Annotated in this window: 28 protein-coding genes; 9 read left to right on the forward strand and 19 right to left on the reverse strand. The window is 55.9% G+C overall.

The window, feature by feature from the left end; genetic code table 11:
- Positions 1 to 10: 10 nt before the first annotated feature.
- The 5 genes from HEQ34_RS09570 (at position 11) to HEQ34_RS09590 (ending at position 5,345) form a co-directional block, all read left to right on the forward strand.
- Entirely contained in the window at positions 11 to 985 is a 975-nt protein-coding gene (locus HEQ34_RS09570; RefSeq protein ID WP_296199974.1) for an Mrp/NBP35 family ATP-binding protein, read from the forward strand.
- Entirely contained in the window at positions 982 to 3,258 is a 2,277-nt protein-coding gene (locus HEQ34_RS09575) for a molybdopterin cofactor-binding domain-containing protein (protein ID WP_296199975.1), read from the forward strand. Before HEQ34_RS09570 ends, HEQ34_RS09575 begins: the two co-directional genes overlap by 4 nt.
- A complete protein-coding gene (gene hemH / locus HEQ34_RS09580) occupies positions 3,258 to 4,256 on the forward strand; it encodes a ferrochelatase (protein ID WP_296200003.1) in 999 nt (332 codons plus the stop codon). The genes HEQ34_RS09575 and hemH overlap by 1 nt, the downstream gene beginning before the upstream one ends.
- 125 nt (positions 4,257 to 4,381) lie before the next feature.
- Positions 4,382 to 5,104 (forward strand): acetoacetyl-CoA reductase, encoded by a 723-nt coding sequence (gene phbB / locus HEQ34_RS09585; RefSeq protein WP_296199976.1) that lies wholly within the window; start codon positions 4,382 to 4,384, stop codon positions 5,102 to 5,104.
- Between the two features lie 13 nt (positions 5,105 to 5,117).
- Positions 5,118 to 5,345: a ribbon-helix-helix domain-containing protein gene (locus HEQ34_RS09590; RefSeq protein WP_296199977.1), complete on the forward strand. Its 228-nt coding sequence runs from the start codon at positions 5,118 to 5,120 to the stop codon at positions 5,343 to 5,345.
- A gap of 102 nt (positions 5,346 to 5,447) precedes the next feature.
- Here the strand turns inward: HEQ34_RS09590 and HEQ34_RS09595 are convergent, their stop codons facing one another.
- From HEQ34_RS09595 to HEQ34_RS09635, 9 genes are all read right to left on the reverse strand, one after another.
- On the reverse strand, positions 5,448 to 6,080 hold the full coding sequence (locus HEQ34_RS09595) for a LuxR C-terminal-related transcriptional regulator (protein WP_296199978.1): 633 nt from the start codon (positions 6,078 to 6,080) through the stop codon (positions 5,448 to 5,450).
- Between the two features lie 78 nt (positions 6,081 to 6,158).
- The gene (murA, locus tag HEQ34_RS09600) at positions 6,159 to 7,439 is read right to left on the reverse strand and encodes a UDP-N-acetylglucosamine 1-carboxyvinyltransferase (protein WP_296199979.1); all 1,281 of its coding nucleotides are present in this window, start codon (positions 7,437 to 7,439) and stop codon (positions 6,159 to 6,161) included.
- A gap of 36 nt (positions 7,440 to 7,475) precedes the next feature.
- Complete coding sequence (locus tag HEQ34_RS09605; protein WP_296199980.1) at positions 7,476 to 8,078, reverse strand: 2-hydroxychromene-2-carboxylate isomerase; 603 nt, start codon at positions 8,076 to 8,078, stop codon at positions 7,476 to 7,478.
- On the reverse strand, positions 8,079 to 8,807 hold the full coding sequence (locus tag HEQ34_RS09610) for an SDR family oxidoreductase (RefSeq protein ID WP_296199981.1): 729 nt from the start codon (positions 8,805 to 8,807) through the stop codon (positions 8,079 to 8,081). It abuts the gene before it with no gap.
- The gene (gene clpS, locus HEQ34_RS09615) at positions 8,804 to 9,145 is read right to left on the reverse strand and encodes an ATP-dependent Clp protease adapter ClpS (protein ID WP_296200004.1); all 342 of its coding nucleotides are present in this window, start codon (positions 9,143 to 9,145) and stop codon (positions 8,804 to 8,806) included. Before clpS ends, HEQ34_RS09610 begins: the two co-directional genes overlap by 4 nt.
- 205 nt (positions 9,146 to 9,350) lie before the next feature.
- Positions 9,351 to 9,800, reverse strand: a complete 450-nt coding sequence (locus HEQ34_RS09620; RefSeq protein WP_296199982.1) for a phasin family protein — start codon at positions 9,798 to 9,800, stop codon at positions 9,351 to 9,353.
- 283 nt (positions 9,801 to 10,083) lie between these two features.
- Complete coding sequence (locus HEQ34_RS09625; protein ID WP_296199983.1) at positions 10,084 to 11,223, reverse strand: acyl-CoA dehydrogenase; 1,140 nt, start codon at positions 11,221 to 11,223, stop codon at positions 10,084 to 10,086.
- Positions 11,224 to 11,359: 136 nt separating this feature from the next.
- Positions 11,360 to 12,553, reverse strand: a complete 1,194-nt coding sequence (locus HEQ34_RS09630) for an acyl-CoA dehydrogenase family protein (RefSeq protein WP_296199984.1) — start codon at positions 12,551 to 12,553, stop codon at positions 11,360 to 11,362.
- Between the two features lie 62 nt (positions 12,554 to 12,615).
- Positions 12,616 to 14,256, reverse strand: coding sequence for an alpha/beta fold hydrolase (locus HEQ34_RS09635; protein ID WP_296199985.1), 1,641 nt, complete (start codon positions 14,254 to 14,256; stop codon positions 12,616 to 12,618).
- A 99-nt stretch (positions 14,257 to 14,355) separates the two neighbouring features.
- Between HEQ34_RS09635 and HEQ34_RS09640 the strand changes: the two genes are divergently transcribed.
- The 4 genes from HEQ34_RS09640 (at position 14,356) to HEQ34_RS09655 (ending at position 18,701) form a co-directional block, all read left to right on the forward strand.
- Entirely contained in the window at positions 14,356 to 16,182 is a 1,827-nt protein-coding gene (locus tag HEQ34_RS09640) for a DEAD/DEAH box helicase (RefSeq protein WP_296199986.1), read from the forward strand.
- A gap of 88 nt (positions 16,183 to 16,270) precedes the next feature.
- Positions 16,271 to 17,482: an LL-diaminopimelate aminotransferase gene (locus HEQ34_RS09645; RefSeq protein WP_296199987.1), complete on the forward strand. Its 1,212-nt coding sequence runs from the start codon at positions 16,271 to 16,273 to the stop codon at positions 17,480 to 17,482.
- A 1-nt stretch (position 17,483) separates the two neighbouring features.
- Entirely contained in the window at positions 17,484 to 17,948 is a 465-nt protein-coding gene (locus HEQ34_RS09650) for a thioesterase family protein (RefSeq protein WP_296199988.1), read from the forward strand.
- Between the two features lie 27 nt (positions 17,949 to 17,975).
- Positions 17,976 to 18,701 (forward strand): class I SAM-dependent methyltransferase, encoded by a 726-nt coding sequence (locus tag HEQ34_RS09655; RefSeq protein WP_296199989.1) that lies wholly within the window; start codon positions 17,976 to 17,978, stop codon positions 18,699 to 18,701.
- Between the two features lie 9 nt (positions 18,702 to 18,710).
- Here the strand turns inward: HEQ34_RS09655 and HEQ34_RS09660 are convergent, their stop codons facing one another.
- From HEQ34_RS09660 to secE, 10 genes are all read right to left on the reverse strand, one after another.
- Entirely contained in the window at positions 18,711 to 19,247 is a 537-nt protein-coding gene (locus HEQ34_RS09660; RefSeq protein WP_296200005.1) for an adenine phosphoribosyltransferase, read from the reverse strand.
- 155 nt (positions 19,248 to 19,402) lie between these two features.
- On the reverse strand, positions 19,403 to 19,771 hold the full coding sequence (gene rplL, locus HEQ34_RS09665; protein WP_296199990.1) for a 50S ribosomal protein L7/L12: 369 nt from the start codon (positions 19,769 to 19,771) through the stop codon (positions 19,403 to 19,405).
- Between the two features lie 74 nt (positions 19,772 to 19,845).
- On the reverse strand, positions 19,846 to 20,361 hold the full coding sequence (rplJ, locus tag HEQ34_RS09670) for a 50S ribosomal protein L10 (protein ID WP_296199991.1): 516 nt from the start codon (positions 20,359 to 20,361) through the stop codon (positions 19,846 to 19,848).
- 374 nt (positions 20,362 to 20,735) lie between these two features.
- On the reverse strand, positions 20,736 to 21,656 hold the full coding sequence (locus tag HEQ34_RS09675; RefSeq protein WP_296199992.1) for a hypothetical protein: 921 nt from the start codon (positions 21,654 to 21,656) through the stop codon (positions 20,736 to 20,738).
- Between the two features lie 222 nt (positions 21,657 to 21,878).
- On the reverse strand, positions 21,879 to 22,802 hold the full coding sequence (locus HEQ34_RS09680) for a XamI family restriction endonuclease (protein ID WP_296199993.1): 924 nt from the start codon (positions 22,800 to 22,802) through the stop codon (positions 21,879 to 21,881).
- On the reverse strand, positions 22,789 to 24,000 hold the full coding sequence (gene dcm / locus HEQ34_RS09685) for a DNA cytosine methyltransferase (protein WP_296199994.1): 1,212 nt from the start codon (positions 23,998 to 24,000) through the stop codon (positions 22,789 to 22,791). Before dcm ends, HEQ34_RS09680 begins: the two co-directional genes overlap by 14 nt.
- A gap of 293 nt (positions 24,001 to 24,293) precedes the next feature.
- The gene (rplA, locus tag HEQ34_RS09690; RefSeq protein ID WP_296199995.1) at positions 24,294 to 24,989 is read right to left on the reverse strand and encodes a 50S ribosomal protein L1; all 696 of its coding nucleotides are present in this window, start codon (positions 24,987 to 24,989) and stop codon (positions 24,294 to 24,296) included.
- 4 nt (positions 24,990 to 24,993) lie between these two features.
- Positions 24,994 to 25,425: a 50S ribosomal protein L11 gene (gene rplK / locus HEQ34_RS09695; protein WP_296199996.1), complete on the reverse strand. Its 432-nt coding sequence runs from the start codon at positions 25,423 to 25,425 to the stop codon at positions 24,994 to 24,996.
- Positions 25,426 to 26,010: 585 nt separating this feature from the next.
- On the reverse strand, positions 26,011 to 26,547 hold the full coding sequence (nusG, locus tag HEQ34_RS09700) for a transcription termination/antitermination protein NusG (protein ID WP_296199997.1): 537 nt from the start codon (positions 26,545 to 26,547) through the stop codon (positions 26,011 to 26,013).
- Positions 26,548 to 26,588: 41 nt separating this feature from the next.
- Complete coding sequence (gene secE / locus HEQ34_RS09705) at positions 26,589 to 26,789, reverse strand: preprotein translocase subunit SecE (protein WP_296199998.1); 201 nt, start codon at positions 26,787 to 26,789, stop codon at positions 26,589 to 26,591.
- Positions 26,790 to 26,899 lie beyond the last annotated feature (110 nt).

Below are 26,899 nucleotides of genomic sequence, written 5' to 3' on the forward strand. Positions count from 1 at the left end.
TCCGCAAGTCATGTCCGATTTTGCTATAATTTCCGATGCCATTTTTGCTGTCGTAGGAAGCCGCGCAAGCGGTTTGAAGGTCGCAGATAAAGCCACTTCGCTGATGCTTGACGTGTCCGGCCTAAATGCAGAGCAGCGTGTGGAGATCGAAGCCGATGTCCGCACGGCAGCCACGCAGGCCGGCGCGCAATCGGTGCGTATCATGCTAACCGCCGAACGCATCACGCCGCGCCTAATTGCGGTTGCGAGCGGCAAAGGCGGGGTGGGCAAATCTACGCTGTCGACAAACCTTGCCATTGCCATGGCGCGCGCTGGCCGTTCGGTTGGTCTGGTGGACGCAGATATCTATGGCCCGTCGCAGCCGAGGTTGATGGGTGTGGAGGGGGTGAAGCCCGAAGCGGAAGGCAAGATGATGATCCCTGTCATGGGCGCAGGCGGCGTGCCGTTTCTGTCGATGGGGCAATTGGTTAATCCGGGCCAGGCCATTGCGTGGCGCGGGCCAATGGCGGGTAATGCGCTGTCGCAACTTGTCGATGCCAAATGGGGCAATGTCCGCGACATCGTCGTCGATATGCCGCCCGGCACAGGCGACATTCAATTGTCGATGGTCCAAAAGCACAAGCCCATCGGTGCTGTGATTATCTCCACGCCGCAGGACCTTGCCCTGATTGACGCGATGCGCGCCATCAGCTTTTTCGACACCGCAAAAGTGCCCATCATTGGACTTGTTGAAAACATGGCCGGATATCTGTGTCCACATTGCGGAGAGATGAGCGATCCTTTCGGTTCGGGTGGCGCAGAGGCGGCGGCGAAGGAATTGGGCATTCCGTTCTTGGGGCGGATACCACTCGACATCAAAATTCGCGTCGAAAGCGACGCTGGCACGCCGCCTGCATTAGGTGAAGGCCCGATCAGCAACGCTTATGCTGCGATAGCGCGGCAGGTCGCCACTTGGATCGATTCGCCGAAAGAGACCGCTGCATGAATGAAGCGCCAGCAGCAAAGGACGGATTAAGCCGCCGGAAACTGCTGGTTGGCGGCGGCGCAGGCGTGGGACTTTTGGTGGCATGGGGCCTGTGGCCGCGTCGCTATGCGCCAAACATGCGTGCGGCGGATGGTGAGCATCTTTTCGGCCCATGGCTCAAAATTGCGGAGGATGGCAAAGTCATTATCGCTATCCCGCAGAGCGAGTCTGGCCAAGGGGTATACACCGCGCTGGCGCAGATCGTGGCTGGTGAATTGGGGGCGGACTGGCGCTCGGTCGCGGTGCAGCCGGTTTCGGCTAGCCCGATCTTTGCCAATACGCTTTTGGCGCGCGCGTGGGCGACTGCATTCTTGCCAGAAAATATCGCGCTCGATGTGGATGTTGGTCCCGTTGCCAGCAGCATAAACGAAATCGCCCGTCGCGACACCTTCGTGGTGACTGGCGGGTCGTCCTCGATCCGGCAGTTCGAAAGACCGTGCCGCGAAGCTGGCGCTGCGGCGCGGACTATATTGTGTCAGGCAGCAGCAGCCCGCTGGGGCATTGCATGGGAGCAATGCCGGACCGAACGTGGCTTTGTCATTGCCGGCAAACGGCGCTTGCCCTTTGCAGAATTGGTGGTTGAGGCATCGGCGCTTGATGCGCCGTCGCCCATTCCACTCAACCCGTCGGCGCGCAACCGCCTTTCCGGACGCGATGCACCGCGCCTTGACCTTTCGGCTAAGGTTGACGGCAGTGTGAGTTTTGCAGGCGATGTCCGTTTGCCCGATATGTTGTTTGCGTCGGTTCGCGCCGGTCCAGCCGGTAACACCAGCCTGTTGTCTGTGGATGAGAAGGCTGCGCTGAACATGCGTGGCGTCGTTCAGGTGGTGAAGACCGATAGCTGGGTCGCGGCGGTCGCAAGCAATTGGTGGGCGGCAAACAATGCCCTTGATGCCATGGCACCCGTGTTCCGCACCAAGGGCCAGATGGCAGACAGCACCGAAATTGCGCAGTCTTTGTCCAACGCAATTGCCGAAGGTCCCGGTTTTCGCGCGACCAAATTGGGGGATGTTGATGCCGCCATGGCACCGGAGGCGGGCGCGCGCATATTCAAAGCGGAATATACCGTCGGCGCTGCCGTGCACGCACCGATTGAGACACGCTCGGCAACCGCATATTTTCACGATCAGCGCTTGCAATTATGGCTCGCGACCCAAGCGCCATCTGCCGCGCGACTGGCTGCTGCGCAGGCCATTGGGATTAGTGCGGATGATGTTGTTCACTATCCCGTGATGGCCGGTGGCAGCTTTGACCGCAATTTCGACAACAGCATATCCGCGCAAGTGGCGGTGATTGCCAAGACAGTTGGCAGACCCGTCCAATTGACGTGGTCCCGGCCAGAAGATTTCGTCCGCGATCACGTCCGTAGCCCCGCTTTGGGCAGGCTTTCGGCGGCCATGAATGCGGATGGCGCGGTGACGGGCCTTGCGGTTCGTGTCGCCGCAGCGTCCAGTATGCGTGAGTTGGCCTACCGGATCGATGGACAGAAGGCCGACAAGGCGCGTAAATCGGCATCCGGCCAATATGATGTGCTTGCGCTGGAAGGCGCGCAAATTCCTTATGCCATACCAAATATCAGTATCGACCATTTCCCAGTGTCCATGCCCATGCCGACCGGCCCATGGCGCGGCCTTGCCAACAGCTATAACTGCTTCTTCGTTGAAGGATTTATCGATGAACTGGCGCATAAGGCAGGGGTTGAACCATTGTCGTTCCGTATGCAGATGCTGGTTGGTCAGACGCGCTTGGCGCGATGCTTAACAGGTGTGGCAACCATGGCTGGCTGGGATGGCGGCGTGTCGGGCAGCGGGCGTGGCATCGCTTGTCATAGCATGCGCGGCAGCCATATTGCCGTCATTGTGACTGCGCGCAATAGTGAGACCGGCGTGCGTGTTGACCGCATTCACGCGATGGCCGATTGTGGCCGCTTGATTAACCCAGACCTTGCGCGCCAGCAGATTGAAGGCGGCATACTGTTTGGATTGGCGCAAGCCTTGGGATCTGCTACGAACTTTGAAAGTGGGCTTCCCACCGCGCGGCGGTTGCGCGATATCGACCTGCCCAAATTGTCTGATGTGCCCGAAATTACGGTGGAACTTGCGCGCAATGATGAAGCGCCGGGCGGCGTTTCCGAATTGGGCGTTCCCGCCGTGGCACCCGCGATTGCCAATGCCCTTTTCTCCGCAGCCGGTATCAGGCTGCGTGAATTACCCTTATTGTCCAGAGGACTATGATGACATTACCGATTGATCACCCCCCTGTGGCAACGCCAAAAATAGGGGTGTTGCTTGTAAATTTGGGGACGCCGGACGCGCCGACGACGTCTGCTGTGAAACGCTACCTTAAGCAGTTTCTATCCGACCGCCGCGTCGTCGAAATTCCGCCGATCATCTGGCAGCCGATCTTGCGCGGCATCATTTTGAATACGCGTCCCCAGAAATCTGCCAAGGCTTATGCAAAGGTGTGGACTGACAAGGGTTCGCCTCTGGCGTTTTTTACCGCCGGACAGGCTGACGCGCTTCAGGCGCGCATGGGCGATAGTGCCGATGTCCGCTACGCTATGCGCTATGGCAACCCGTCGGTTTCTGATCAGCTTGCCGCCATGAAGGCAGCCGGTTGCAACCGCATCTTGATCGCGCCGATGTATCCGCAATATTCCGGCGCAACGACGGGGACTGTTTTGGATGAGGCCTATGCCGCGCTGACCGCTATGCGCTGGCACCCGGCGATACGGACGTTGCCGGCCTATCATGATGATGCGGCCTATATCATTGCACTGAAAACGTCGATTGAGGCTTCGCTCGCCGGGCTTGATTTCGAACCCGACGCTATCGTCATCAGCTTCCACGGAATGCCCGAACGCACGTTGCAATTGGGGGACCCCTATCATTGCCATTGCCAGAAAACGGCGCGTTTGCTGTCTGAGGCTATGGGGCGCGCATTGGTCGTCAGTTTCCAGTCACGTTTCGGTCGTGCAAAATGGCTTGAACCCGCAACCGACGACACGCTGATGCGGTTGGCGCGCGAAGGCACCAAAAAGGTCGCAATTTTCGCGCCCGGTTTTTCCGTCGATTGCCTCGAAACGCTCGAAGAATTAGCCATGCAGGGCCATGAGCAGTTCGAAGAAGCAGGCGGCACGCATTACGCTTATCTGCCATGCCTGAACGACAGTGATGTCGGCATGGACATGGTAGAACGCATCATCCGTCGTGAACTGGCTGGCTGGATTTAAGTGGTCCTGATCCTAACATCTGATCCAGCGGCTTATGAATTCTTTTGACTAACGTTAACGGCAACTTGCGCTTGCGGACATGAGCGGTAATCATCGTCAAGAATATTGAACGAGGAGAGCGGCACATGACAAGAGTGGCAGTGGTTACAGGGGGGACCAGAGGCATTGGGGAGGCGATTAGCCTAAAGTTGAAAGAAAAAGGCCGCTTGGTCATAGCCAATTACGGCGGCAATGATGCCGCAGCCCACGCCTTTGCAGAGCGTAATGGTATCGCCGTTCGAAAATGGGACGTAGGCGACCATAAAAGTTGCATTGATGCCTGCGCCGCTATTGAGGCCGAATATGGCCAGATTGACATCATGGTCAACAATGCGGGCATTACGCGGGACGCGACAATGGTTAAAATGACGTTTGAACAATGGGATGAGGTTATCCGCGTTGACCTGACTGGCTGCTTCAACATGGCCAAGGCAGTGTTTGCGGGCATGCGTGAGCGCAAATGGGGACGCATCGTCAACATCGGCTCCGTCAACGGCCAAGGAGGGCAAATCGGCCAGGTGAACTATGCCGCGGCCAAATCGGGCATTCATGGCTTTACAAAATCCCTTGCGGCGGAGGGCGCACGACATGGCGTGACCGCGAATGCCATCGCGCCGGGATATATTGGCACGGAAATGCTGTCGACCATTCCTGAAAATGTGATGGAGAAGATTGTCGCGCAAATTCCCGTTGGCCGCCTCGGTCAACCCGAAGAAATTGCGCGTGGCGTTGAATTTCTCACCAGCGACAATGCAGGGTTTATCACCGGATCGACCTTGTCGATCAATGGTGGCCAGCACATGTATTGATGGCCATTTGAGCTTGAGCGAGTTGTATCACCCACCTGTCAAACGCAGCATGACCGTAGCCGGGCATCAGACGTCAATCAGTCTTGAGCCCTTATTTTGGGACCGGCTTCGGACGGTTGCGGAGGCCGATGGCCTGCCGGTCAATGCTTTGGTCGCGCGGATTGATGTCGCGCGGCTTGAATCGCGAACGCCCTGTGGTCTTGCAAGCGCCATCCGCCTCTGGCTTATGGCGCGGGCATAAAGAACCGCCACATGCGTGATGTGACGGGTTGAAACAGACTGCGTCTTAGGGCCTGCGTTGTTAGCGCAAATATGGCTGGTAGTTTGGACCAATAAGGTCAGTTCAAAGACCTGCTTCGACAGCAATTCTCACCGCGTCTGCGGCGTTTGAAGTTGCAAGCTTCTTAAACATCAACATGCGGTGCATTTGAACCGTTTTTTCACTGAGTGAAAGACGGTAGGCTATTTCCTTTGTGCGGAAACCACGCGCCATTTGCTGCAATATTTCGCGCTGGCGTGGTGAAAGGCGATCGACAATTTGTGCCGCTTTCTGCTGCCGCACGAGGCCAATGCTTTCTTCTTCCGGCAGAACCTCAATTTGCGATCCGACGAAAAGCTCCAGCTTTCCGTCTTCATCAAATAATGGCGCAATAATTACCGCGTTGCGAAAGGGTGACCCGTCTTTGCGATAGTTGATAAGCTCAGCCAAAGCAGGGCGTTGTTCATAGACCGCCGAGCGCAATTTCTCGGTCTGACCATTTTCCGTGTCAGGACCACGCAAAAACCGGCAGTTTCGCCCAATCACTTCTGACTCAGTATATCCCGTAAGTGCGCAGAACGCAGCGTTAACAGCAATCAGGGGATTGTCGGTTCGAGTGGGATCGCTGACGACTGTTGCAATCGGGCTAAAACGAATCGAATCCAAAACCGGATGGTTGCTGGCTTTATGTGCCTTCGAGAAAAGTTCAGATTTCACTGGGCTTTAAGATGTCGCACAAATCGACAGTTGGCAACTGTTCCGGCGTTACATGCGCCAATATATGCCGATTATATCTCATTCGGTTCCGACGCGTTCGACGTCCGCGCCGACCAACTGAAGCTTCTCCTCCAGCCGTTCATAGCCACGGTCAAGGTGATAGAGTCGGCTGACATGCGTCTCGCCCTCTGCGACCAATCCAGCGATCACAAGGCTCATCGACGCGCGCAGGTCGGTTGCCATGACAGGCGCGCCAGTAAGTTTTTTGACGCCATGGACAATTGCCGTGCGGCCCTTCGTCTCGATATGCGCGCCCATCCGATTGAGTTCGGGCACATGCATATAGCGGTTTTCAAATATGGTCTCGGTAAGCACGCTAGCGCCATCTGCCATGCAGAGCATTGCCATGAACTGCGCCTGCATATCGGTGGCAAAGCCGGGATAAGGCGCGGTGGAAATGGTAAGCGGCTTAAGCTTGCCGTCTGAAGCTACGCGAATACCGGTTCCGGTATCTTCGACCTTCACGCCCGCCTGACGCAATGCATCAAGCGTCGCGTCCATCTCGCTGGCCTTTGCGCCTACAAGCTCGACATCACCGCCAGTGATAGCGGCGGCACAGGCGTAGCTACCTGCCTCGATTCGGTCGCTCATCACGCGGTAAGTCGCGCCATGCAAGCGGTCCTTACCCTGAATGATGAGATCGGATGTGCCGATGCCTTCGATCTGAGCGCCCATGGCCACGAGCATATTACACAGATCAACAATTTCCGGCTCCCGCGCGGCATTGTGCAATACGCACGTGCCTTTGGCCAGACTGGCCGCCATCAGGGCGTTTTCGGTCGCACCGACGGAAACGACGGGGAAGGTATATGTGCCGCCCGGAATGCCCTTTTTGGCAATGGCTTTGACATAGCCCGCAGCGACCTCGATCTCGACGCCAAAGGCCTCCAGCGCCTTTAGGTGAAGGTCAATCGGCCGGTTGCCGATCGCGCATCCGCCGGGCAGCGAAACGGTCGCTTCACCAGCGCGTGCCAGCATTGGGCCAAGTACCAGGATGGAGGCGCGCATTTTACGCACAAGGTCATAAGGCGCGACGTTGCTGGTAATCCGCGTAGCTTCCAAGGTCATAACGCGGCCGAAATCTTCGGGGCGCGACCCTGCAACCGTTGTCGAAATGCCGAACTGGTTCATCAAATGCTGAAACCCGTCAATGTCGGCCAAGCGGGGTAAATTACGCAACGTCAGCGGTTCATCCGTCAACAGCGCGCAGGGGATCAGCGTCAATGCGCTGTTCTTCGCACCTGAAATCGGAATTTTGCCTTTGAGTGCGTTGCCGCCACGTACGATTATCTTATCCATCGCAGCGTATTTAGCGGGAATTGGATGCGGCGCAACTTAGGATTTGGTGAGCGCCGCCTCAACCTGCCCAAGCCGTTCCTTTCCCCAGAACATCTCTTCACCCACAAAGAAGGTCGGTACGCCAAATGCGCCCCGTTTTGCGGCGGCTTCGGTATTGGCTATCAACTCTGCCTTCACCTGTGGATCATCGGCCAATGCAAGCAAAGCAGCGCTGTCGAGGCTCGCCTTGTCCAAGACATCGCGCACAACATCCGGATCGCTTATGTCCGCCCCGTCATGCCACATCGCCGCCATGACCGCGTCGGCATAAGACGCGAGGCAAGCAAGGCGCTGGGCCGCAATTGCGCCGCGCATCACGTGAAGTGTGTTGAGGGGAAAACGTGGGTTCATCTTAAACGGTATCGCGTGCGCTTTTACGAAGCGGTCAAATTCGAGCATTTCGTATTTCTGTTTAGCGGGCGTTTCGGCATAGCGCATCATTGGCGCTTGGTTGTTTGTCAGCTTGAACAGGCCACCGAGCAGGATCGGTACATACACAACTTCCGCGCCAGTTCGGGCACACAGGTCCGGCAACATTTTGTGCGCCAAATAGCTATTCGGTCCGCCAAAATCGAAGAGAAATTCGAAAATTTTGGCCATCTAAAAATGCTCCGTCCAGGGGCGCAAATCCATTTCATGCGTCCACGCGCTTCGGTGTTGCTTGTGCAAGGCAACATATTGCAGCGCAATTGCGTCGGGCGACAATATGCCATCTGCTGCCTTTGCCGCCTCGAAATCCGGGCGGATACCGCGGATGAAGGCCGTATCGATGCCGCCGTCGATGATGACGTGCGCGACATGAATGTTTTGCGGCCCCAGCTCGCGCGCCATAGACTGCGCCAGCATCCGCAACGCGCCCTTTGCACTGGCAAAGGCGGAGAAGCCTTTGCCGCCGCGCATACTTGCCGTTGCGCCTGTGAAGATGATGGTACCCGATTGGCGCGCGACCATTCGGCGCGCGGCCTCACGCCCCATAAGGAAGCCAGCGAATGCCGCCATTTCCCATACCTTGCGGTACACTTGCGCGGTCATATCGAGTATGGAAAAATTGACGTTCGCGCCGATGTTAAAAACTGCGACCTCTATTGGCCCGACGTCGCGCTCAATCGCATCGACTATCGCCACGACTTCGTCTTCGATACGGGCGTCCGCAGGGTAAGCGCGGGCTTCATTTCCCTCAGCGCGAATCGATTGCACGAGCGCCTCCAACTGATCCGCATGGCGCGGGCGGCGATTGACGCAGGCCACATAACCTTCACGCGCAAAGGCCTTGGCGACGGCGCCGCCTGTGGCGTCACCTGCGCCCACGATCAGGGCTGCCTTACTCAATCTTTCTCAAGCGTGCATTGCAGCGGATGCTGATTCTTCTGCGCGAAGTCCATGACTTGCGTGACCTTGGTTTCGGCCACTTCATAGGTGAAAATGCCACAAACGCCGACGCCTTTTTGATGAACATGAATCATAACCCGCGTAGCCTGATCCGTATCCATTTGAAAAAACGCCTTGAGGACATGCACGACAAATTCCATCGGCGTGTAATCGTCGTTCAGCAGTAGCACCTTATACAGGCTTGGCTTTTGGGTTTTCGGGCGCGTGCGCGTGGCGAGGCCGACCCCGGGTCTGCCGCCATTTTTATCGTCATCATCTTGCGCCATGAAAATCTGCATGCGCCTAAAATAGGGTAGAGGAGGGGGACTCTGCAAGCCCCGTTCGTCATCTATTCTCTTGCACCAAAAAGAAACCGCCCTTTCCTTAACGGAAAGGACGGCTCCTTTGTGGAATTGCACCGGTTGATCGCGTCGTCCTGCCACCAAAAGGAGGAGAGAGAAAGTGGCAGGTGCATGACCCACCGGTGCAATATCGTTCGAAAGCTTATGCAGCTTTCTTGAAGAGTTCAGTCGTCGCCGCGATGCGGTTCGAGATTGGCTGAAACATTTCGCTGACCAGCTTGACCATCGCTTCAGTGTTCTTCGAACCTTGTGCAACGGCAGTGTCGAAACCCTTACGGGCCAGTTCACCCTGAAGCTTGACGAAATCCGTTGGGGACTTGACCGAAGTCAGTTCCTTCACAGCAACCTGGACTTCTTCGAAATTCTTCTTGGCGAATTCCATGTTGGTCTTGCCGATTTCCTGCGCGCCCTTGGCAACAATCTTGCCAGCTTCAACGACGGCTTCAACATTTGCCTTGTTGAACTCAACGGCTTCAGCTGCAAACTTTTTGCCCTTTTCAGCGGCCTCGGTTGCCTTTTCACGGATGTCAGCGAAAAACTCAGTCGCCTTTTCAGCGGTTTTTTCTGCGGTGGCTTTAACAGTGTCAGTCATGTTGGATACTCCTTGAGCAAAGGGTGTTGTTTCAACAGACACGGCATGGGGAGCCGACGAAGCCACAGGTGTTTCAACCTTTGTCTTCGCAACGGTGCTCTGAGCAGTTTTCACAGCCACATCCTTTGGCGCTGCAACTTTTGCAGCCTTCACCGGGACATTAGTTTCTGTTTTACTCGTCATGTGTAAGCACCATTTCTGTTGTGTTGCACTGCACAATAAAGCAAATGCAAACTATGTCAACAAAAAATGGTGCAGTGCACAATAACTATCTTCGGGCGGCTTAATCCGCCAGTGTCAGCCGTTCAAAGCGATCATAATGGTGATCGGCGGAACCAAATTGGTTTTCGATCATCGTTGCCCGCTTAAAGAAATGGCCAATCGCCAGTTCTTGCGTGATGCCAATACCGCCATGCGTTTGAATGGCGTTCTGCCCGACAAACTTTGCGGAACGCGACACCTTCGCCTTGCATGCCGATACTGCCGCCATACGTTCCGCGGCTGGCAGATCGAGCTTTAGCGTCGCCATCGTGGTCATGGACTTTGATTGCTCAACCTCCATGAACATGTCGACCATGCGATGCTGAAGCACTTGGAAGCGCGAGATCGGTTGGCCAAACTGGTTACGCTGACGCGCATATTCCAACGTGCCCTGATGCAGCTTGGCCGTCACACCGCAGGATTCTGCGCAAACTGCAACGGTTGCTTCATCAACGATGCGTTCAATAAGCGGAAGGCCGGCACCTTCGTCACCCAATAACGCGTCCGCAGGGATTGCCGCGTTCTCGAAATAGATTTCGGATGCTTGGAACCCGTCAACCGTCGGGTAATCGCGGCGCACAATGCCCTTTGCGTTGGCGTCAATCAGGAACAAGGACACGCCGTTGACATCGCTGGTCGCGCCGCCCGTGCGCGCGGTGACGAGCAAATGCGTTGCCCATGGCGCGGCGTATACGACGCTTTTGTGGCCGTTCAGCACATAGCCCGCGCCGTCCTTCTTTGCGGTCGTGCGGATATTGGCGAGGTTGTAGCGGCCCTGTGGTTCAGCATATGCAAAGGCGATGATGACATTGCCATTGATAATTTCTGGGATGACGGCATCCGCAACTGCGCCGCCGACTGCCTTCAACGCGCCGCCGCCTAGAACGACGGTCTGGAGATAAGGCTCGATCGCGATGACCTTGCCAAGCTCTTCCATGATCAAAGCGTTTTCGAGATGACCACCACCCAGGCCGCCCTGGTCTTCGCTGAACGAGGCGCCCAGCATGCCGAGGTCTTGCGCCAAAGCTTTCCAGATGCCGGGGTCACGCCCCGAGCTGCTGGCAATCATCTTGCTACGGCTATCGAAATCATACGTGTCCGCCAAAAAACGGCTCAGGGTTTCGCGGATCATGTCCTGCGTTTCGGTGTAGCTGAAATCCATTATAGGCCTCTCTCAATTTTTTCGTCATTCCCGCGAAAGCGGGAATCCATGGCCTGACCATCATGTTTGGACAAAGGCTCAGACCATGGACCCCCGAGCGGGTCGGGGGTGACACAGTTTTTGTTTCCAAGCGGGATTAAATCCCCAACACCATCTTGGCGATGATGTTGCGCTGAATCTCATTCGATCCACCGTAAATCGTCGTCTTGCGGGTGTTGAAATAGGTCGGTGCAGCGCGGTGTGCATAATCTGGACCGATCGGGTGTTCATTGTCGCCTTCGCCAAAGCCACGGAAATATGGCGCGCCATAATGGCCGACCGCTTCGAGAGCGAGTTCGGTAATGCGTTGCTGGATTTCCGAACCCTTGATTTTCAACAAGCTCGACTCAGGGCCGGGACCCTTGCCGGATGCTTCGCCGGCAAGGCTGCGCAATTCGGTGAATTCAAGCGCAGTGAGGTCAATTTCAAGTTCCGAAATCTTGCGCTTGAAGAATGGATTGGCAATCAACGGGCGGTCGCCGTCTTGTTCAGTGCGGGCTATCGCCTTGATCTTTTCAACGCCGCGCTTTGAACGGGCAACGGCAGCAATGCCGGTGCGTTCGTGCGCCAATAGGAACTTGGCACAGGTCCAGCCTTTATTTTCTTCATAAACGCGGTTTGCAACGGGTACGCGCACTTCTTCCAACCAGACTTCGTTGACTTCATGCTCGCCGCCCAGGGTGATGATTGGACGGACGGTGACGCCGGGAGACTTCATGTCAATTAACAAAAAGCTGATGCCTTCTTGTGCCTTGGCATCGGAATCGGTGCGGACAAGGAAGAAGCCCCAGTCGGCATGTTGCGCCATTGTGGTCCAAGTTTTCTGGCCATTCACGACATAATCGTCGCCGTCACGCACGGCCTTTGTCCGCAAAGATGCAAGGTCGGAACCAGCGCCGGGTTCGGAATATCCCTGACACCACCAATCATCGCCCGACAAAATACCGGGGAGGAACTTGGCTTTCTGCTCAGGCGTGCCAAATGTGTAGATGACTGGGCCGACCATCGACAGGCCGAAGGGCATTGTGCCAACGCAGTCTGCTGCAGCGAGTTCCTCGGACCAGATGAAACGCTCGGTCGCGGTCCAACCAGTGCCGCCATATTCGACGGGCCAAGCCGGCGCGATCCAGCCCTTTTTGGCGAGAATGCGATGCCATGACAGGAAATCTTCCTTCGAAAGATCATGCCCTTCGTCCTGCACCGAACGGAGATTCTCGGGGTAATTTTCGGCGATGAAACTACGCACTTCCTTCTGAAAGGCGATTTCTGCGGGGCTGAATTCGAGTTGCATCACGATTCTCCTAAAAAGCTAAATCTGAACTAGTCGACGTTTACGTAAACGTCAATTGAATCTCATCGCGCCTTCACATAGCTGCCCGGAGCCGATTCAAGCGCCTTCAGAGCGCCTTGGCCGGGTTGGCGTGGCCCGGTTGCCGGAACGCGTGCGTCGCCCTTGTCTGTTAGCCAGACGAGCCAATCGGGCCACCAGCTTCCCTTGGTCTCCGTGGCACCTTCAATGAATGCCTCAAGCGAGGTCGGCGCGGCCTCATTGGTCCAATATTGGTATTTTATTTGCGCAGGCGGATTAACCACACCCGCAATATGGCCGCTGCCCGCCAACACGAATTTGGTTGGGCCAGTGAAATGGTCCTGCAGTTTCCAGACGCTCTGGGCTGGCGCAATATGATCCTCGCGGCCGGCCTGGATATATGTCGGCGTTTTCACACGGCGCAGGTCAATTGGGGTGCCGAGTGCTGACAAATCATTTGGCTTCACGAGCCGGTTATCGCGATAGAGGTCGACGAGATAGTTGCGGTGCCACTTGGCCGGCAGGTTGGTGACGTCACCATTCCAATGCAGCAAATCGAACGCAGGATAGTCTTCACCCAGCAGATAATTTTTGACGACGGTGGACCATATCAAATCCTTGCCGCGCAGCATGTTGAAGGTCAGCGCAAGGAAACGGCCATCCAAATAACCCTGCGGTGCACTTAGCGCCTCCATCATCGCAATCTGTTGATCGTCAATAAAATGCAGCAGTTCGCCACCTGTGCTGAAATCTACCTGCGCGGTGAAAAATGTCGCGCTGCGCACCTTGTCGGCGGCGTCGGTTGCCGCGAGGATCGCAAGCGTTGCCGCCAAGGTCGTGCCTGCTACGCAATAGCCAATCGTATGGACATCTGGCACATCAAGGGCGCTGCGCACGGTATCAATCGCGTCGATCTGCGCCGCGATATAATCGTCCCAGATGACGTCCTTCATCGAAGCGTCTGCCGATTTCCAAGATACGACAAAAACCGTGATGCCTTGGTCCACGCAGTATTTGATGAAGCTTTTTTCCGTCGTCAGATCGAGAATATAAAAGCGGTTGATCCACGGCGGAAAAATGATGAGCGGCGTTTCCAGCACATTTTCGGTTGTCGGGTCATATTGGATGAGCTGGTACAAAGGCGTTTGGTGCACAACCTTGCCAGGCGTTGCCGCGATGTTTTCGCCAAGGGTAAACGCGCTTGAATCGGTATGGGTCAACTGCCCGCGCTGCATGTCCTGCATCAGGTGCTGCATACCGGACATCAGGCTCGCGCCCTTGGACTCCAAGGCGCGTTCCAATGCAACCGGATTGGTAAAGGGCGAATTTGCCGGGCTCATGGCCTCAATGATGCTGCGCAGGGCAAAGCCCATTTTTGCTTTATCATGTTCGGGCAAGCCATCCAATTGGTCGGCTGCGGCCAACATATGTTCGGACATGACCTGATAGCTTTGCCGGACCAAGTCGAATACCGGATGTTCCCATTGCGGCGCGGCAAAACGGCGGTCGGTCGTATCGACCTTGTCCCGGCCAGCTTTGGCCAGCGGTTCCAATACCGTTCCCCAGGCATCCAACGCCGCGCGATAGGCCTTTAACGGGTCGGTCGTGGCTTTGGCGTTTTGCTCAAACAACTTCATGAACTGTGTGGGGTCCATAAAGGGCGGGATTTCGGATGAGTCGGCCATATTGACAGGCATATCAAAGCAAATGAAATTGTCGAAGATTGTTTTGTTGTGCGGCGCAGCATGGACATTACGTAAAAAAGAGCGCAAAGGCGCGCTATAATGACATTTGAAAATATTCCCCCGCTTCTCGATGAAGCGCTCACCGCGCGTGGATATACTACGCTCACCCCTGTTCAGGACGCTGTTATTGCAGAGGAAGCCGTAGGACGCGATTTGGTCGTGTCGGCACAAACCGGCTCGGGCAAGACCGTGGCCTTTGGCCTTGCTATGGCACCCCAAATCCTTGATGGCGGGCTAGTTAGCCTCGCACGCGAGCCTGCTGCGCTCATCATCGCCCCGACCCGCGAGCTTGCTTTGCAGGTGAGTCGCGAATTGATGTGGCTTTATGGTAAAGCAGGCGTGCGCATTGCGACCTGCGTTGGCGGCATGGATGCCTCGAAAGAACGGCGCACTTTGAACCAAGGCGCGCAGATTGTTGTCGGCACCCCCGGACGGCTGCGCGACCATTTGGAACGTGGCGCGCTTGACCTGTCGGCTTTGAAAGTCGCCATCCTTGATGAAGCGGACGAAATGCTCGACATGGGCTTTCGCGAAGAGCTTGAGGAAATATTGAACGCTACGCCGGAAGGCCGGCGGACATTGCTGTTCTCTGCCACTATGCCGAAACCGATTGTTTCGCTGGCAAAACGTTATCAGCGCGATGCTTTGCGGATCTCGACCGTTGGCGAAGATCGCGGCCATGGTGACATCAGCTATCAAGTGGTCACGGTCGCTCCACCGGACATTGAAAACGCAGTGGTCAATTTGCTGCGTTTGCATGAGGCGGAAACGGCTATCCTGTTCTGCGCGACGCGCGAAAATGTTCGCCGCTTGCACGCCAGTCTGACCGAACGCGGCTTTAACGTCGTTGCCTTGTCGGGCGAGCATTCGCAATCCGAGCGGAACCAGGCGCTTCAGGCTTTGCGTGACCAGCGGGCGCGGGTTTGCGTCGCAACCGATGTTGCCGCACGCGGGATCGATTTGCCGAACCTATCGTTGGTTGTGCACGTGGAACTGCCACGCGATGCAGAAGGGCTTCAGCATAGGTCGGGACGGACTGGTCGTGCTGGTCGCAAGGGTACCGCCGTTTTGATCGTGCCGTATCAGCGCCGCAAGCGCGTTGAATCCATGCTGCGCGGTGCAAAGATTGAGGCGGATTGGATAAAGGTGCCAACCGCAGCAGACATCCGCGCCAAGGACCATGATCGTCTGCTTGAAACGCTTTTGACCCCAGTTGAGGTTGAGGACGAAGATCGCGCTCTGGGTGCAAAATTACTTGAGACGATGTCTGCAGAAGACATCGCGGCCGCTTTGGTGCGCGTGCATCGTGCCAAGATGCCGCAAGCCGAAGACCTGCTGGATGACGGCAGCCGTGAACGGCCACGCGACGACCATCGTGCAGGGTTCGACGATTCGGTCTGGTTCAAGCTGAATGTTGGTCGTCGTAACAATGCTGACCCCAAATGGATTTTGCCATTATTGTGCCGCCGTGGCGGCGTGACCAAGAACGACATTGGTGCCATTCGTATTGCCGCGAATGAAACCCATGTCGGTATTGCGGCGGCTGCTGTGGCCAAGTTCACCAAAGCCATTGCGCAACCGGGGCACGACGAAGACAATGACGTCGAAATCGTGCAAGCCAATGGCCCGCCGCGGGAAGCGGCGCGCGAAAACAAGCGAATGGGCCGCGATGGCGACCGTCCACAGCGTGCACAACTGGGCGTCAGCCCACGCGGCGACGGTCCACCACGCGGCGGTAACTTCCGTAGTGACGGACCACGTGGTGGCGGACAAAGCCGCGATGGCGCACGTCCGTTCCGTAAGGATGGTCCACCTCCATCGAAGCATGGTGTAAAGCACAAGGCAAAGGGCAATCGGCCGCGTTAATGTGCGCGCCAATAGCTTTTTCTGGAAATGCACGAAAAGTTCGCGCATGAGGGCGGTTCTGTAATTAACTAACCGGAAACGGGAGCCAATGTCCGAAGAATTCTACCGCATGAAGCGCCTGCCGCCTTATGTCATCGCTGAAGTCAATGCGATGCGTGCGGCGGCGCGTGGCGCGGGTGAGGACATAATCGATCTCGGCATGGGTAATCCCGACTTGCCGCCACCGCAGCATGTGATCGAAAAACTGTGCGAAGTGGCGCAAAAGCCCGATGCGCACGGCTATTCCGCGTCCAAGGGTATTCCAGGGCTTCGCAAAGCACAGGCGAATTATTATGGGCGGCGTTTCGGTGTTGATGTTGATCCCGAACATGAAGTTGTCGTGACGATGGGTTCTAAAGAAGGTCTGGCAAGCCTTGCCACCGCCATCACTGCGCCGGGCGACGTTGTTCTGGCACCGAACCCAAGCTACCCCATACACACTTTTGGGTTCATCATTGCAGGCGCGACGATCCGTTCTGTGCCCACCACGCCCGACGAAAATTACTTCCGCTCGCTTGAGCGTGCCATGGCCTTCACCGTGCCGCGTCCGTCGATATTGGTGGTAAACTATCCGTCAAATCCGACCGCTGAGACCGTTGATCTGGCGTTTTACGAACGGCTGGTCGCATGGGCGAAGGAGAATAAGGTCTGGATATTGTCCGACCTTGCATATTCCGAACTGTATTTTGACGGCAACCCGACACCGTCGATTTTGCAGGTCAAGGGTGGTAAGGATGTTGCCGTTGAATTTACGTCCTTGTCCAAAACTTATTCCATGGCTGGATGGCGCGTTGGTTTTGCCGTGGGCAATCGCGATTTGATTGCGGCGATGACCCGCGTGAAAAGCTATCTTGATTATGGTGCCTTCACACCGATTCAGGCAGCAGCCTGCGCCGCGCTCAATGGTCCGCAGGACATTGTCGCGCAGAACCGCCAGTTGTACCACAAGCGCCGCGATATCCTTGTCGAGGCGTTCGGGCGCGCCGGTTGGGATATTCCGCCGCCTAAGGCGTCGATGTTTGCCTGGGCACCCTTGCCGCCCGCGCTCGCGCATTTGGGCAGCCTTGAATTTTCCAAGCAGTTGCTGACCGAGGCGAAGGTCGCGGTCGCGCCCGGCGTTGGCTATGGTGAAGATGGCGAAGGTTATGTCCGCATTGCGATGGTCGAGAATGAGCACCGGTTGCGACAGGCTGCGCGCAATGTGAAACGCTATTTGCAATCCATGGGTGTGAACACCCCTGCGCAGTCCAAGGCGATTTGACATGGCACGTGGCGACTTTGCTTTTCATCATAGCTTGCGCGTGCGCTGGTCGGAAACCGACGCGCAAGGCGTTGTCTTCAACGCCCGCTATCTCGATTATGCCGATGTCGCGATCACCGAATATTGGCGCGCGGTGAAGTTTCGGGAATATGCCGATAATGCGCCGATGGAATTTCATGTGAAGAAAGCCACCGTCACATGGTTTGCCCCCATCAAGCCCGATGAGATGATTGAAGTCATGGCGCGCACCATCGCCACGGGGCGCACAAGCATGACGCAGATGGTCGAAATTCACGGCCTCACCGAAGATGGTGCCGATGATTTGCGCGCCACCGTTGACTTGGTCAGCGTGCATGTGGACCTTGATGTGCATCGTCCCATCCCTCTGCCCGATTGGGTGAAGGACGTTTTCACCATCTTTGATAGCCAAGCGGCTCTAGCGCCGTCTGCGTTGGCCGAAGCCTGAGGCGCGGCAGCGATGCGACCGAACGTCATGACCCATAAGTTAGCAGCCCTAATGCTTGGGCTGTCGCTGTTGGGCGGCTGCACCGAAAGCGCAGGTGGCGGACAAAGCGCAACTTCTTTGGAATTCCCCCGCCCTGACCGCACGGTATCTGCCATTGGCGACACCGAATTTTCGACCGAAGCAGCGCGGGACGAAGCGGGCGAAGCCAGTTATGTCATGGATTGGGCAGGCATTCAATTGGGGACCACCGTCGCCGACATTGGCGCAGGCGAGGGCTATTACACCATCCGCCTTGCCGAGCGCGTTGGCCCCAAGGGCCGCGTCTTGGCGCAGGATATTAACCGCGGCGCGCTGGATCGTTTAGGCGAACGCGTGACCCGCGAGCAACTCGACAATGTGGCGATTAAGGAAGGTGCGGTCGACGATCCCCGCCTGCCACAGAACAGCTTTGACCGGATTTTCATGGTGCATATGTATCATGAGATTGAAGAGCCTTATGCGTTTTTGTGGCGGATGCGGCCGGCGCTGGCAAAGGGCGGGCAAGTGATTGTCGTCGACCGTGACCGGGCTACGGACCGGCACGGCATACCGCCAAAGCTGTTATTCTGTGAATTTGACGCGGTGGGGTACCGCCTGACGGGCTTTACCGAGCAATTGAAGCTTGGCGGCTATATCGCCCGGTTTGAAGTCAGCGGCGCGCGGCCCGAACCATCGGCCATACGGACCTGCGCCAGCCGCTATCCGCAATCATAAGTCCACGGCCTAATCGCCGTCAAAGCCAATGAGTGCGTCAACGCGGATATTTTGCGCCCGCAATTTCTGTGCGCCGCCAAGGTCTGGCAAATCGACGATGAACAAGGCTTGTTCGACCTTGCCTCCGCCTTGCCTGATAAGGTCAAGGCCGGCCAAGGCGGTGCCGCCTGTGGCAATCAGATCATCGACCAACAGCACTTTTTGGTCCGGCTGGACATGGCCGACATGCATTTCGATGCGGTCGGTGCCATATTCCAACGTATAATCGGTGCCGATTTTGTCACCGGGCAACTTACCCGGCTTGCGCAGCATCAATTGCCCTAAGCCAAGGATATAGGCCAAGGCCGACGCGACAATGAAGCCGCGCGCCTCAATCCCGGCAACCAGCTCTGTATCGGGGTCAACCAAGGCCGCGAGCCGGTCCATCGTCATGCGATATCCGCCAGCATCAAGCAGCAAGCTCGACACGTCGCGGAACATGATGCCGGGCTTGGGATAATCCGGGATGTTGCGGATCAGTGCCGCGAGGTCTGCGTTATCATTCATCTCGCATGACTGCCTGTTGTGGGCCATGTTTTCAAGGAAATCCGGTGAAGTGATGATGTGCGCCTTTGGCAACAAAAAAGGGCGGCCCATTTCTAGGCCGCCCATTTTGTCCATGGCATGGATCCTGAACCAAGTTCAGAATGCCGCCGTTGGCGTTACTTCAGTTCGACGGTTCCGCCGGCTGCAAGGATCTTCGCCTTGATGTCTTCGGCTTCTGCCTTGTTCACGCCTTCCTTGATCGCCTTTGGCGCGGACTCAACAAGAGCCTTTGCTTCGGTCAGACCAAGTGCAGTGATTGCGCGGACTTCCTTGATGACTGCAATCTTGTTTCCGCCGTCGCCGGTCAGGATAACGTCGAATTCAGTCTGCTCTTCAACAGCAGCAGCAGCGGCGGCAGGCGCAGCAACAGCAACGGCAGCAGCGGCGCTAACGCCCCATTTTTCTTCCAAAGCCTTTGCAAGGTCAGCCGCTTCAAGAACGGTCAAGGTTGAGAGTTGCTCTACGAGCTTTTCAATATCAGCCATTTAAATAACACTCCGATTTTCTGTCATATCTGTAGGGCTCGCCCAAATGGACGCAGCCGGTTTCATGTAAAAAGTTACGCTGCCTTTTGGTCAGCATAGGCACCAAAAACGCGTGCCAATTTCGCAGCCGGTGCGGTCGTCAATTGCGCAATCTTCGTTGCCGGTGCTTGTACAAGCCCGATAATCGTCGCGCGCAGTTGATCGAGCGATGGCAATGAAGCCAGCGCCTTTACACCGTTTACATCGAGGAAAGTGTCACCCATCGCACCGCCGACAATTTCTAATTTGTCATTGGTCTTGGCGAACTCGACCGCAATCTTTGCAGCGGCGACCGGGTCCGACGATGTGGCGAGCGCCGTAGGTCCGGTTAGCAATTCTGCTAACGCACCATAAGACGTTCCCTCAAGGGCGATTTTGGCAAGACGGTTCTTGGCAACCTTATAGCTTGCGCCCGCATCGCGCATCTTCAAACGAAGGTCGGTCGATTGTGCAACTGTCAACCCGAGGTTACGGGTAACAACAACAACCGCCGCTGCATTAAAAGTGGCGTTCAGCGATGCAACTGTTTCGGTCTTTTCAGAACGGTTCATGCATTACTCCTTATTCGGGCCGTCCCGGCGAACCGGGTAAGCCCAACACGAAAAGCGAAGCACCCGGATGGGCACTTACGCTGACTTGGTCCGTGGGGAAGTTTCATGCCGAACGCACACGACAGAGTGTCGGAGCAGTGGCGAAGGACGGCAAAGCCAATCCTGAAATCTCTATCCCCGTCTAGGCTGGACATTAAGAACGGCAAATTCCGTTCACCAACTGTCTCGGACGGTTGCCGGTGAAGCCGTCGCTCCACCGAACAGGGGTGCAACTAGCAGGGTTGGGCGCAGAGTCAAGGGTTCGTGCCGCTTTATCCTCCCCATCGATCCTGAGCCTGTCGAAGGACGATGGGGAGGATGCGGGAAGGGCACCCTCAAGCCGCCATCTTTTCGCCGAACCAAGCATCGCGCGCCGTGATTGCCGCGTCGATCCATGGCTGCCGCTTGCGCTGCAACGCCGCCAAATGCGCGGCCTCTTCGGTCAAGGTGAGCGTGCGTTCATAATCGACATCACCAAAAAAGCCGATTTCGGTAACCAAATGGGCGTCTCGTCCATCGGGCCTGGGATAATTGGTTCGCCATGCACATGCATCCTCGTCAAACCACACGCCCAGCCGGTAGGCGGCGACCGCAGGTTCTTCGTCCAAAATGTCTGGCGCCGCTTTGTCACTGGCGGAAATCCTGACAAGTTCACACCCAATTGCAGGTTTGTGCGCGTCCGTGACGTCTGCGGCGGGACCATCGTCGCGCGCGGCGCAAAACAATGCGGCCTGCGCCCCCGTGCCGCCATTTTCGATCAGGTCGAGGAAGCTTTCAAAATCCTGCACGATACATTGTATATGCGCGTTCCGGCTGCCCCGCACCGCCTGCGCGTCGGCCAAACGATCCAGCCGGTCAAGCAGGCCCTTGCTCAACCGGTTGTCAAACCGGCCGCGCAATGTTGTGCCATCGTCTTGCTTGGTCGAAATTTCCTCATAGCCGTTCACCGCACGGTCCATGAGCATGTCCTGCAAGGCATAACGCGACACCAGAATCGCCGCGTCCCAGCCCAAAGCGAAAGCCGCGCCGTCCCGCCGAAAGCGCAAACCATAGGCCGAACGCGGCGACTTACCCACATGCTTCGCCGCGCGCAGGACGCTACCGCCAAAGGCCAGCGCCTCCAAAAAAGCGCGCTGGCACTGCGGGGTCCAGCGATAATCATTGCGGATTTCGGTCATGTCGGGGTCATGTTCCAGTTCAGTACCAATCTCGCACACGCCATTGTTCGCCTGTATTTGCAGCCATTCGTTGTTCATGATCTTTCCTTTATTGGATAAAATATGAATTATAAATCACCATATAGGTTGTAGGAAAGTATTTTTTGGGGTGGGGGGTGGGTGGGGTATGTGGGGGTGGCGATTGGGCGGCGCATGCTTCGAAAAAGCCCGGCGTGAACCTAGCGCGATATTAAGAAAGCCGGATTCGGAATTATCACGAAACTCTCGAAATTTGTATGCTTGGGAGGCAATAGTTGGTTGTCATGACATCCGTTCGGTTAGCCAATCTTCAAACAGATCTAACCGGTGCGACCAAAACACTGCTACATTTCCATCGAGCAGCCGTTTTACGTCGCCTAATTTTATTACCCCTTCCAGCAATGCGGCAGGTTGGACAAAATTGCCCCAATGGCTTCTCCATGCCTCGGCTTTTTTAAGCACATCATTGATGCGTTTTACCGAGTTCGTTTCGTCGTTCGTTACCTTGCATTCCATGGCGAGAACAACACCCTCCTTCAAACCCAACGCGATATCGACTTCGGCACGGCCTGTTAGTCCGCTGGCAAACCGAGCTTTGTGCATGAATTGGTGCGGCAATAGAGCTCCTTGCTGATCGATTGTCCGTGTCGGCAAAAGCTGCCACCCATTTGACTCCAATTTTTCGATAAGTGAGACCTCTTGAATAAGTGCAAGTCGGTTGCGACGCGCGGTTGCCACCCTTTGGGACGCGATCAGCGGAGCGACAGCCTTCAACAGTGAATTTAGTTCCCGCATCGCTGGTCGCCGCTTGGTTCGAAGCCATGGTGCGAGCCGCAGCGCCAGCCAGCTTTGAAATGTCGAAGTGACAATATCCGCCTTTTCAGCCTTGACTGCAGCGCCGGTTTTTTCGGTGCTCTTTGGCCAGTCACTGCAGATTAGCTTAAACTGGTCCTGACTAACGGGCGGAGCCATAAGGAACCGGAACACCAGCATATGCCGACCGGATTGTTGTAGCGCACCGGATACATCAAAAAGAAAATCAGACGCCCGAAGCGCTTCTGATATCATCATCCGTGCCTCTGTGAGCGCCTGACGCCAATCGGCACTTTGATCAACGGGGTTTAGACCATCTTCGTAGAGCCGGCGTGCCTCTATTCTTAGTTTGTCGTGCAATTCTAGCAATTGGGTTGGGCTAAGCGTTGGCAAGCAAATTTTCCGATATTGGCAACAGACGCCTATTTGGCGCTGCCCGTCTTGAAGGGCCGTTCCGCCTTTCCTCTTTCGCGGTATATTGAATGGCGGCTTGAAGTTTCGGCGCTAGCGGCACAAGCACATCTAACGAAGCACGGCCTTGGTCCCAAGAATTTAGGATGTGACTATGCAATGCCGTGCCAATTTTCTGCGCCAATAACGGCGGAACAGCGTTTCCGATCAACCGATACTGGTCCGCACGTTTGCCCGCCAACACCCAATCTGACGGAAATGTCTGTAAAGCTGAACATTCGCGTGGACACAGACGTCTAATTCCGTTGACCGGATCAATAACCCAATCCTGCTGCTGATTGGCGGTAACCGTTCGTGCTGGAAGAGCAGTGTCTGCAATGAACGCACCTTGCTTATAGCCCCAATGCCCGCCCGGACGTGTCGCCTCGGCCTTACCGGGACTTTTGACACCTGTCCCCGGATGTAACTGGCTTAGCTGTTCGAACAGATTGTCATTTGGACGGATTATCTCATCGGGCGAGAGCTTCCCAACCGAGGCCAATGCTTCTGCCATCGGTACCCAAGGTGTTAGGCAACCTTGCTTGTTATGACTAGGGTGAGGGAATGCCAAATGATCACCAAGCCTATATCCAAAAACGACAAGCCTAACTCTGCGCTGGGGAATTCCGAAATCGGCTGAGTTCAATAATGCAACCTGCGTTTGAAAGCCGGCGTTCAATAGTTTGTTGCGAATGAGTGCGAGGGCCGATCCCGGCACGCCATCAGGGCCCCGTGCGGTTAAAAGGCCTCGGACGTTTTCGAACATCAGCCAGCGGACATCTAATTCCCCAGCGAGCCTCACAAAATCATCAAACAAGCGGCCACGAGGATCAAGCCAGCCCTTTTGGTGACCGGCGCTGCTCCAAGATTGGCAAGGTGGGCCGCCAACCAGCAGTGGGATTTGACCTCGTTTCACGCCGATTACATCAAGAATGTGCTCTCCGGTCGTTTCGGAAACATCTGCATTCTCAATCACCGCGTTAGCAAGATGTCCCGTCTGCCGCTGTTTATTCAACAATAACGTTTGATATGCTGCTTGGTCGATATCTGCGGCGTAACGACAGGATAATCCTGCGGATTCCAAGCCGATGTCAAGGCCACCCGCGCCTGAAAACAGTGAAATAAAGCCGATTTTTCGCACAGTTTTCCACCCCTTATCGAAATTCGAATAAAGCTAAATGGCCGCTAGGGCAATCCTATGATTTTGGTTCGCAACCTTTTAGCCGAAGCAACAATTTTATGATATAGGAACAAAAAAAGAACATCAAGGAAAAAGGGCTGGAGGAATGGGCCCCAGCCTACATCGCTCCAACGCAAGGGGGGGGCATCTACGTCGCGGCGATATCTGGTGCAGTGGGTGGCGTGCGTTCTGCCCAAACAAAAAGGGCCGGAGGTTTCCCTCCAGCCCCTTTTTTGTGCATATTGCGAAACGCGTTACGCGCCGGCGACGTCTGACAGATCGATCTTGAGGCCTGGGCCCATCGACGAGCTGATCGCCACGCGGCGGACATATTTGCCCTTTGATCCGCTTGGCTTGCTTTTCACGATTGCGTCGACCAAAGCGTCGAAATTCTTGCGCAGGTCGGAATCGGAGAAGCTTTTCTTGCCGATGCCGCTGTGGATGATGCCTTGCTTTTCAACGCGGAATTCAACCTGACCGGCCTTTGCCGCCTTCACGGCTTCGGCAACGTCCATCGTAACCGTGCCCAGCTTTGGGTTTGGCATCAGGCCCTTTGGACCCAAGGTCTTACCCAAGCGGCCAACGATGCCCATCATGTCCGGCGTTGCGATAACGCGGTCATAATCGAGATTGCCAGCCAGCATATCTTCCATCAGGTCTTCAGCGCCGACCTTGTCCGCACCAGCAGCAGTCGCCGCTGTCGCCTTGTCGCCACGTGCGAACACGGCAACCTTCATGTCCTTACCGGTGCCCGCAGGCAGCGAAACCATGCCGCGGACCATTTGGTCGGCATGACGCGGGTCAACGCCCAAGTTCAACGCGACTTCAATCGTTTCGTCAAACTTGGCAGTCGCCAGTTCCTTGATGGTCTTCAGCGCTTCATCCACGCCGTATAATTTGTCCGCATCGAGATGCGCGAGCGACTTTGCTTTTTTGGTTAGCTTGGCCATGTTCTTAACCCTCCACGACTTCGAGACCCATGGCGATAGCCGAGCCTGCGATGATTTTTACGGCCGCGTCCATGTCGTTCGCGTTGAGGTCGGCCATTTTCAGGGTCGCGACTTCTTCCAGTTGCTTGCGGGTAATTTTACCAGCCGACAGCTTGCCTGGCTCTTTCGAACCGGCCTTCAAACCCAAAACCTTTTTAATCAAAAAGGTTGCAGGCGGTGCCTTCATGATGAAGGTAAAGCTCTTGTCGGCAAAAACGGTGATTTTGGTTGGAATCGGCGTGCCTTTTTCGATGTCGGCGGTCGCCGCATTGAACTGCTTGCAGAATTCCATGATGTTCACGCCGCGCTGACCCAAAGCAGGGCCGATTGGCGGGGATGGTGTGGCCGAACCTGCAGCGACTTGCAGGCCGATATAGCCGTCAATTTTCTTTGCCATATATGGCGTCCTTTCATTCTTTCCCCGCCAAAGCTTTTGCGACGGCGGGTCAAATTAAGCGGTCAAACAGTCGTCCCCAAAGTGAATTGGCGACTTCCTCCCGCACGGGTTCTTCTGATTCTCATCAGGAGAGGGGGCAATTAGTCTAAGTCGACACGTAAATCAACACGCTCGTCACCCTGGGGTGACGGGAATTGTCATCCACAGACCCCAATACCCCAAAATTGTCATTCCCGCGAAAGCGGGAACCCGTGGCCCGATATTTCCGCGCGCGATACAATTTTAGTTCGCACGAAGACACGAAGACCCGGAGCAACTTCTTTGTGCCTTCACGTCTTTGTGCGAACCATTTTACCGATAGCTCAGTCCATGGGTTCCCGCTTTCGCGGGAATGACAAATCAAGGAGTTCACGCAGAGGCGCGGAGGGCGCAGAGCGGCATTCCCCAAAACGTCATGCTGAACTTGTTTCAGCATCCATCGTGCCACGCAGACCGAAGTTTTAGGTTGATAAATGGACCCTGAAACAAGTTCAGGGTGACGGTCCGGGGCGGTGACGGTCTGGGCGGTGACGGTCGGGGGGACCGTCACTTCATCAATTCGACTTCTTCGAAATCCAGCTCGACTGGGGTTGCGCGGCCGAAGATGCTGACCGATACCTTCACGCGGTTTTTGTCGAAGTCGAGTTCTTCGACCAAGCCGTTGAAGCTTGCAAATGGTCCGCCAAGCACCTTGACCTGATCGCCAATTTCATAGTCGACCGAAACGCGCTTCTTGGGCGCAGCTTCGAGTTCTTGCTTGGTGTTGAGGATGCGGGCGGCTTCGGCCTCGGTGATCGGCTGCGGCTTGTTACCCGCGCCCAAAAATCCGGTGACCTTTGGCGTATTCTTGACCAAGTGATAGACGTCGTCATTCATGTTCAGCTTTGCCAGAACATAGCCGGGGAAGAATTTGCGTTCGGCCTTGATCTTCTTGCCGCGACGCACTTCGGTAACCTGTTCGGTTGGAACCTCTATGGCTTCGACCAATTGCGTGAGGCCAATGCGCTCTGCCTCGGCCAGAATCTGGTCGCGGACCTTGTTTTCAAAGCCCGAATAAGCGTGAATGATGTACCAGCGTGCCATAATATATTTCTTTTCCCCAAAACTCTCTGAAGGGTCTGCGCTTAGCCTTCGGCCAGCGCGAGCAGCCCCTTTACGATTGCGGCAAACACCGCGTCGACGCCTAAAAAGAAGATGGCAAGGATGATCGTCATGATCAACACCATGATCGCGGTCTGCACGGTTTCCTGGCGCGAGGGCCATACCACCTTGCCGATTTCGGTCCGTACCTGACGGATGAATTCACCGGGGCTATTCTTTGCCATATCGTTTCTTCCTGTTCGATCCCGAGGATAGCCGCCAGCGCTCCGACCGGCGGGTCGAGAGCGATATAGGTTCCTATTTCGGAAAGACCAAGTCTGTAGCGATGGATTCG

The organism is Sphingorhabdus sp. (assembly GCF_023910635.1).
Classification (GTDB): domain Bacteria; phylum Pseudomonadota; class Alphaproteobacteria; order Sphingomonadales; family Sphingomonadaceae; genus Sphingorhabdus_B.

Excerpts from the sequence above, each read along its gene's own strand:
- HEQ34_RS09570 (WP_296199974.1), top strand. The coding sequence starts at position 11 with ATGTCCGATTTTGCTATAATTTCCGATGCCATTTTTGCTGTCGTAGGA.
- HEQ34_RS09575 (WP_296199975.1), top strand. The coding sequence starts at position 982 with ATGAATGAAGCGCCAGCAGCAAAGGACGGATTAAGCCGCCGGAAACTG.
- hemH (WP_296200003.1), top strand. The coding sequence starts at position 3,258 with ATGACATTACCGATTGATCACCCCCCTGTGGCAACGCCAAAAATAGGG.
- phbB (WP_296199976.1), top strand. The coding sequence starts at position 4,382 with ATGACAAGAGTGGCAGTGGTTACAGGGGGGACCAGAGGCATTGGGGAG.
- murA (WP_296199979.1), bottom strand. The coding sequence starts at position 7,439 with ATGGATAAGATAATCGTACGTGGCGGCAACGCACTCAAAGGCAAAATT.
- HEQ34_RS09605 (WP_296199980.1), bottom strand. The coding sequence starts at position 8,078 with ATGGCCAAAATTTTCGAATTTCTCTTCGATTTTGGCGGACCGAATAGC.
- clpS (WP_296200004.1), bottom strand. The coding sequence starts at position 9,145 with ATGCAGATTTTCATGGCGCAAGATGATGACGATAAAAATGGCGGCAGA.
- HEQ34_RS09620 (WP_296199982.1), bottom strand. The coding sequence starts at position 9,800 with ATGACTGACACTGTTAAAGCCACCGCAGAAAAAACCGCTGAAAAGGCG.
- HEQ34_RS09625 (WP_296199983.1), bottom strand. The coding sequence starts at position 11,223 with ATGGATTTCAGCTACACCGAAACGCAGGACATGATCCGCGAAACCCTG.
- HEQ34_RS09630 (WP_296199984.1), bottom strand. The coding sequence starts at position 12,553 with ATGCAACTCGAATTCAGCCCCGCAGAAATCGCCTTTCAGAAGGAAGTG.
- HEQ34_RS09635 (WP_296199985.1), bottom strand. The coding sequence starts at position 14,256 with ATGGCCGACTCATCCGAAATCCCGCCCTTTATGGACCCCACACAGTTC.
- HEQ34_RS09640 (WP_296199986.1), top strand. The coding sequence starts at position 14,356 with ATGACATTTGAAAATATTCCCCCGCTTCTCGATGAAGCGCTCACCGCG.
- HEQ34_RS09645 (WP_296199987.1), top strand. The coding sequence starts at position 16,271 with ATGTCCGAAGAATTCTACCGCATGAAGCGCCTGCCGCCTTATGTCATC.
- HEQ34_RS09650 (WP_296199988.1), top strand. The coding sequence starts at position 17,484 with ATGGCACGTGGCGACTTTGCTTTTCATCATAGCTTGCGCGTGCGCTGG.
- HEQ34_RS09655 (WP_296199989.1), top strand. The coding sequence starts at position 17,976 with ATGACCCATAAGTTAGCAGCCCTAATGCTTGGGCTGTCGCTGTTGGGC.
- HEQ34_RS09660 (WP_296200005.1), bottom strand. The coding sequence starts at position 19,247 with ATGAATGATAACGCAGACCTCGCGGCACTGATCCGCAACATCCCGGAT.
- rplL (WP_296199990.1), bottom strand. The coding sequence starts at position 19,771 with ATGGCTGATATTGAAAAGCTCGTAGAGCAACTCTCAACCTTGACCGTT.
- rplJ (WP_296199991.1), bottom strand. The coding sequence starts at position 20,361 with ATGAACCGTTCTGAAAAGACCGAAACAGTTGCATCGCTGAACGCCACT.
- HEQ34_RS09675 (WP_296199992.1), bottom strand. The coding sequence starts at position 21,656 with ATGAACAACGAATGGCTGCAAATACAGGCGAACAATGGCGTGTGCGAG.
- rplA (WP_296199995.1), bottom strand. The coding sequence starts at position 24,989 with ATGGCCAAGCTAACCAAAAAAGCAAAGTCGCTCGCGCATCTCGATGCG.
- rplK (WP_296199996.1), bottom strand. The coding sequence starts at position 25,425 with ATGGCAAAGAAAATTGACGGCTATATCGGCCTGCAAGTCGCTGCAGGT.
- nusG (WP_296199997.1), bottom strand. The coding sequence starts at position 26,547 with ATGGCACGCTGGTACATCATTCACGCTTATTCGGGCTTTGAAAACAAG.
- secE (WP_296199998.1), bottom strand. The coding sequence starts at position 26,789 with ATGGCAAAGAATAGCCCCGGTGAATTCATCCGTCAGGTACGGACCGAA.